The organism is Edaphobacter aggregans DSM 19364 (assembly GCF_000745965.1).
GTDB classification, from domain to species: Bacteria; Acidobacteriota; Terriglobia; order Terriglobales; family Acidobacteriaceae; genus Edaphobacter; species Edaphobacter aggregans.
Map to the genome: position 1 here is coordinate 1 of NZ_JQKI01000242.1, position 5,003 is coordinate 5,003.

General features: G+C 53.6%; 3 protein-coding genes and 1 pseudogene. 3 read left to right on the forward strand and 1 reads right to left on the reverse strand.

All coding sequences use genetic code 11. The features are described from left to right. Positions 1 to 610: 610 nt before the first annotated feature. A pseudogene (locus tag Q363_RS45050) lies at positions 611 to 1,671 on the forward strand (ISNCY family transposase); the annotation flags it as partial. A gap of 504 nt (positions 1,672 to 2,175) precedes the next feature. Beyond that, positions 2,176 to 2,829, forward strand: coding sequence for a flavin reductase family protein (locus Q363_RS39585; protein ID WP_084080937.1), 654 nt, complete (start codon positions 2,176 to 2,178; stop codon positions 2,827 to 2,829). Here Q363_RS39585 and Q363_RS41625 read toward each other — a convergent pair. After that, complete coding sequence (locus Q363_RS41625; RefSeq protein ID WP_342667474.1) at positions 2,723 to 4,654, reverse strand: TonB-dependent receptor domain-containing protein; 1,932 nt, start codon at positions 4,652 to 4,654, stop codon at positions 2,723 to 2,725. The two genes, Q363_RS39585 and Q363_RS41625, sit on opposite strands and share 107 nt — an antisense overlap. Positions 4,655 to 4,811: 157 nt before the next feature. Here Q363_RS41625 and Q363_RS30500 point away from each other — a divergent pair. Next, positions 4,812 to 5,003 (forward strand): transposase (locus tag Q363_RS30500; protein WP_035358265.1); only part of this gene is annotated, 192 nt, incomplete at its 3' end.

The following is a 5,003-nucleotide window of genomic DNA, read 5'->3' on the forward strand; positions in this document are numbered from 1 at the left end:
CGTTTCGTCGTTTACTTCTTTGTAGAGATTCTCTTCGCCGGAATAGAAGGGACTTCTTTCGGAGGTGATAGGTGAGCCAAGACTGACGCACCGAGTTCACGCGTCTCTTCGGTAGTAAGCATGCTGGGAGATTTGGCTGCTTTGGCGGCGAGCTTCTTGATCTTGGGAGAGGTGATTGCTGCAGGAGCTTTAGGCATTGCACCATTCTACGTGATCTAGCCGTCCATCCTGGATACGCGAGCTTCGAAAACATCTAAACCTTGATTGCAAGAAATTGATGAGTGGTTTGCGCTTATCGGGCCCGTCCCGATGCTATCTCAGTCAGCCGAACACGCTCTGCCCCAAGCAGAGAGCGCAGAACGTAGCCAAGAAGGGTGTACATCAATTGGCTATTCAAAATCAGGTGGCCAAGAGCAGCAAAGCCAGCCCTATTTGGCCTTCTCCAGTTCGGCTATCCATTGTGGCAAAAGACAGGGTTGTACGGTTCGTCTCGTTTGTCGCGCCTTCCGACAGCGGTAATAAGCTCCTGCTTCGAAGCGGTGAGTGAAAAGGGCAAGATGCCTAGGCGTGAGGGGAAGCGTAACCTCTATATCTCTCTGGGAGAGGCTAGGAGATTGGATCCATCAAGATCGGCCGCGAGACGCTCCGCAGATGGCTGGTAGCGGACGGACTGTGGCTATCCCGCAAGCAGCGAAGAAGCTTTCATCAGCCGCGTCTCAGGCGTGAGAGCTACGGCGAGCTGATCCAGATCGATGACAGTGACCATCGCTGGTTCGAGGGCCGCGGTGCTGCGTGTACGCTGTTGGTGCTCATCGACGATGCAACGAGCCGACTGATGCAGTTGCGCTTCGTCGCCAGCGAGAGCACGGACTCGTACTTCGAAGCATTGCAAGGCTATCTGAACGACCATGGATGCCCTGTCGCCTTTTACTCCAACAAGCACACGGTCTTTCGGGTGAACCGGCCGGACTCTAAGGGCGGCTCCGGGATGACGCAGTTCGGCCGTGCACTGGCCGAGTTGAACATCGAGATCATCTGCGCGAACTCCAGTCAGGCCAAGGGCCGTGTCGAGCGAGCCAACGGACCCTTCAGGACCGTTTGGTGAAGGAGCTACGGCTTGCCAACATCTGCGATGCAGAGGCCGGCAACGCCTTCCTGCCGGAGTTTCTTGAGCGCTATAACGAACGCTTTGCCGTTCGTGCTGTCAGAGCGGAAGATCTCCACCGCCCTCTCAACATCGTTCCCACCCGGCTGAACGATATCCTGTGCCACGGCGAACAGCGTTACGTCAGCGAGCAGCTGGCCATGTCCTACGACCGCAAGCAGATCATCCTCGAACGGAACGATGTTTCTGAAGGTCTGGGTGGTAAGTACGTCGACCTCTACGATTTTCCTGATGGTCGTCTGGAGGTGCGATGGAAAGGACAGGCGCTTCCCTATCGTGTCTTCAGCAAGGATCAACGCGTCAGCCACACCGCCATCGTTGAGAACAAACGCCTAAGACATGCGCTCAGCATCATCAAGGCACAGCAGGACACGAAGTGCCAATCGAAGGTAGAGACCAACAGCGAAAAGGGCGGCTATCGCAAGACACCTCGCAAGATCTACGGCCTGCCGGAAGAACAATTGAATTCGCCGCCGCCGGCAGAAGCGGTGGAAATGACGGCCTGATGGAAAGCATGGAAGACCGGACGATGAAGCTGTCCGGTCTCCCACCCTTCCCACAGTCCTTGGAAATCACCAAGTGCGGTGATTTCACACATTCCCACCGCACGACGACGACTAAGGTTTAGACTGACATTTCTAACGGGCGAAACACCCTGTCATTTCTATTGAGCACCAACACGGACTGTGTAACTGCAAAGCAATAATGTCGTAGCTCTGCAAAGTTGAAATGTCCAAACTACCCTTCCGAAAGTGAGCTTCGGGAGGAAGAGATTGGGCTTAGTAACGATGAGCGGACGTGAACTGCAACGCATAGAGGTTCTTTCTGAAGTTCTGGCAAGGCGACGTACGGAGATTTCAACTCCGGAGATGCATGCTCTGAAAGACGCTCGCAACTGCGGGGTGTCCGCACCTTGAATCACTCGCAAAAGCAATGATTCGGCGATGAACTCTAATACGAAAGCAAGAAAGCGAGTGCGTCGCAACTTTTTTAAGTTGCACCCTAAGCTCATGCACTTGTCTATCGAACCTTCCATCCTTTACTTCGGCACTCCCGTGATCCTGGTCAGCACGTTGAATGAGGATCGCACTCTGAATATCGCGCCTATGTCTTCAGCTTGGTGGCTCGGCTGGAACTGCATGTTAGGTCTAGGCTCCAGCTCCCAGACAACAAAAAACCTCACGCGGGAAAAGGAGTGTGTTTTGAATCTCCCTTCTGTGGCGCAGGTGGACGCGGTAGATCTCTTGGCCAAACTTACAGGCGCTGATCCGGTGCCTCCGCATAAGGTCGCGATGGGATATCGACACGCGAGGAATAAGCTGCAACTCTCCGGCCTTACTGCTTCAGAATCAGAGTTGGTTGGGGCTCTCCGCATCGATCAGTGTCCCATTCAACTCGAAGCCGTCTTGGAGACCGCTCATCCATTCGGAAACGGCTCTGCCCAGCGACCCGGTTGCTGGGCATTCGAGGTCCGAATCGTACGCGCCCACATTGAAGAAGAACTCATCGTTAACGGCACCAGAAACCATATCGATCCTGACAAGTGGCGGCCACTCATCATGAGTTTTTGTCGGTTCTATGGATTGAGCGACGAAGTCCACCGTTCGACGTTGGCTGAAACTTCGTTGAGAGTTGCAAAATTCTCGGATCACGCGTGCCGGTGACTCGGCCGTACAGACTACTGGTCAAGGTTGTGTTAAGAGTGGAAAAGTTCGTGTGGTTAAAGAGATTGAAGGCCTCAACACGGAATTGCATGCTTAACCTTTCGAAGATTCGCGTGTCTTTAGACACGGCCATATCGTAACGCCAGAGTCCCGGTCCGAGCACTGCACCGCGACGCTCTGTTCCTCCATACATCTGGGGACCGGTTGGTGCAGAAAATGCCGCCGTGTTGAAGAACTTGCTCCACGTTTTAGGGCCGTTATTGGGATTTGCGATCTGGTTCGGCCGAGGTGTGGAAGGACTGCCATTGTTCGGAGCCCCAACTACATTCAATCCAGAAGCGGCAGGATCCCCAAAGGTTCCCGTCCGGCCTGCAAGCACTGTCAGAGGAAGGCCGCTATTCACCGTGATGATGCCGGAAGTCTGCCATCCGCCTAACAGGTGCCCTATCGCTCCGACCTGGTCACGGTAGAACGGCAGTTGATAAATAAAGTTGCCAGTGAATACATGACGACGATCGATACTGCTGCTGCCGTATTCGCAGAGACGGCAATAAGTATTCTGAAGTCCGGAAGACCGATCAGACTGATTGTCTGTCAACCCATGGGAGTAAGTGTATGCGGCGTTCGCGGTCAGGTTTGCTGTGAGAGGCTGCTCAACACTTAGTTGGAGAGAGTTGTAATTCGAATCGAACTGTGGCGCGATTTGGCCAATCGAACCATAGCCGAGATAAGGCCGCACAGCATTCAGTTTTGCACCCGCCGCCGTCCCCCCTGCATAGGGATTCGTATACAAGCCCGACGCGGCCGCAACTCCAGGCTTAACCTGATTGATATCCTGCACGCCAACCAAGTGGGTTCCCTTGTTTCCCACGTAGCCAATATCCAGGATTAGATTATGAGCCTGTTTGAACTGATGCTGCAGATCAACATTCCACTCCGCCGCATAGGGGGTCTTCCAATTCGGTGCAGTCGTCCAAAGCGATGGCGGCAGATTGTTTGTCAAAGCCGTCAACGATCCTGTATTGCTGATATTCGTGACCGAACCAAAATTTGCGCTCGAAATAAAAGGTGGATTGTTGAATGTATTGTCTTCAGCCAAACCAGCTGCTACGGAATCGTAAAAGAGCCCCGCTCCGGCCCGAAGTGCCGTGGTCCCGTCGCCAAACACGTCATACGCAACACCAAAACGAGGCGCGAAGTTCGCTTTATTCTGCTTCGTAATGTAGCGTCCGTAAGGCGAGTTGACACCGCCGACTATGATTCCGTTATTCGCAGTTCCTGTATTCGGAACCATCAATCCAGTTTTGGGGTCGATCTTTGGAGCCTTGGATGCGTCATAAACGGAGGGATCGAAGCTTGTCAGCTTGTTGGCCCCGTCGAAGGGTGTTTGAAAATAGGAATAACGAAGTCCGAAACTGAGAGTTACCCGGGGCGTAGCACGCCACTCATCTTGCCCATAGAACTCCCACAGGTTCTGCGTCGTGTTTGCGGTCACGTCGATGGGCGCCTGGCTGAAGCTGTCTGACGCATAACCGAGCAAACAATTCGCCCAGTCTTGCGACTGCAGACTTAAAGCATCCAACCCAACGTTATTGGTGCTATCGAAGTTGTAGTTGCCTACATTATCCCCGCCTGCATTCTCGGATTTGAGGTAGTGATTATATGTAAAACCAAACTTCAGACTATGCTTGCCAACGATATAGCTCAGGTTGTCGAAGACGTTGTGGTTATAGTTATAGTCGCGATATTGCCCGAAACCGGCGGCTCCGGAGAGATCTGCAAAACCAAGATTCGGAACGCGCTGTAGAGTTACGGTGTACGGCAGGCTAACGGCGCTTGCTACATCCGGGGATTTAGATCGCGCTAGCCCGAATAATTCTTGAAGGTTGAAGAAGCGAAAGCTCCGGACATGCTGTCAAGACAGTGTTTAAATAAGCCAAAGAGGCCTATGCGTGTCAGACAATAGCACGACAGAGTGTTTGTTGTTCGCTGAGATTTTTCCCAAGCCGGTCGTGGCGCAGTTCGATCAGCGGCAGGGCAGTTCCGATGGCGGCGCCATCCTGTTGAAGGCGGCCGAGCGAGGCTACGGCTTGATCGGCGGCTTGGCCGGGTGCCTGGAAGACAAGCGGCAAGCTGGGAAGATCGAACATTCGTTGCGCGAGTTGCTGGCGCAG

Excerpts from the sequence above, each read along its gene's own strand:
- Q363_RS39585 (WP_084080937.1), top strand. The coding sequence starts at position 2,176 with ATGCACTTGTCTATCGAACCTTCCATCCTTTACTTCGGCACTCCCGTG.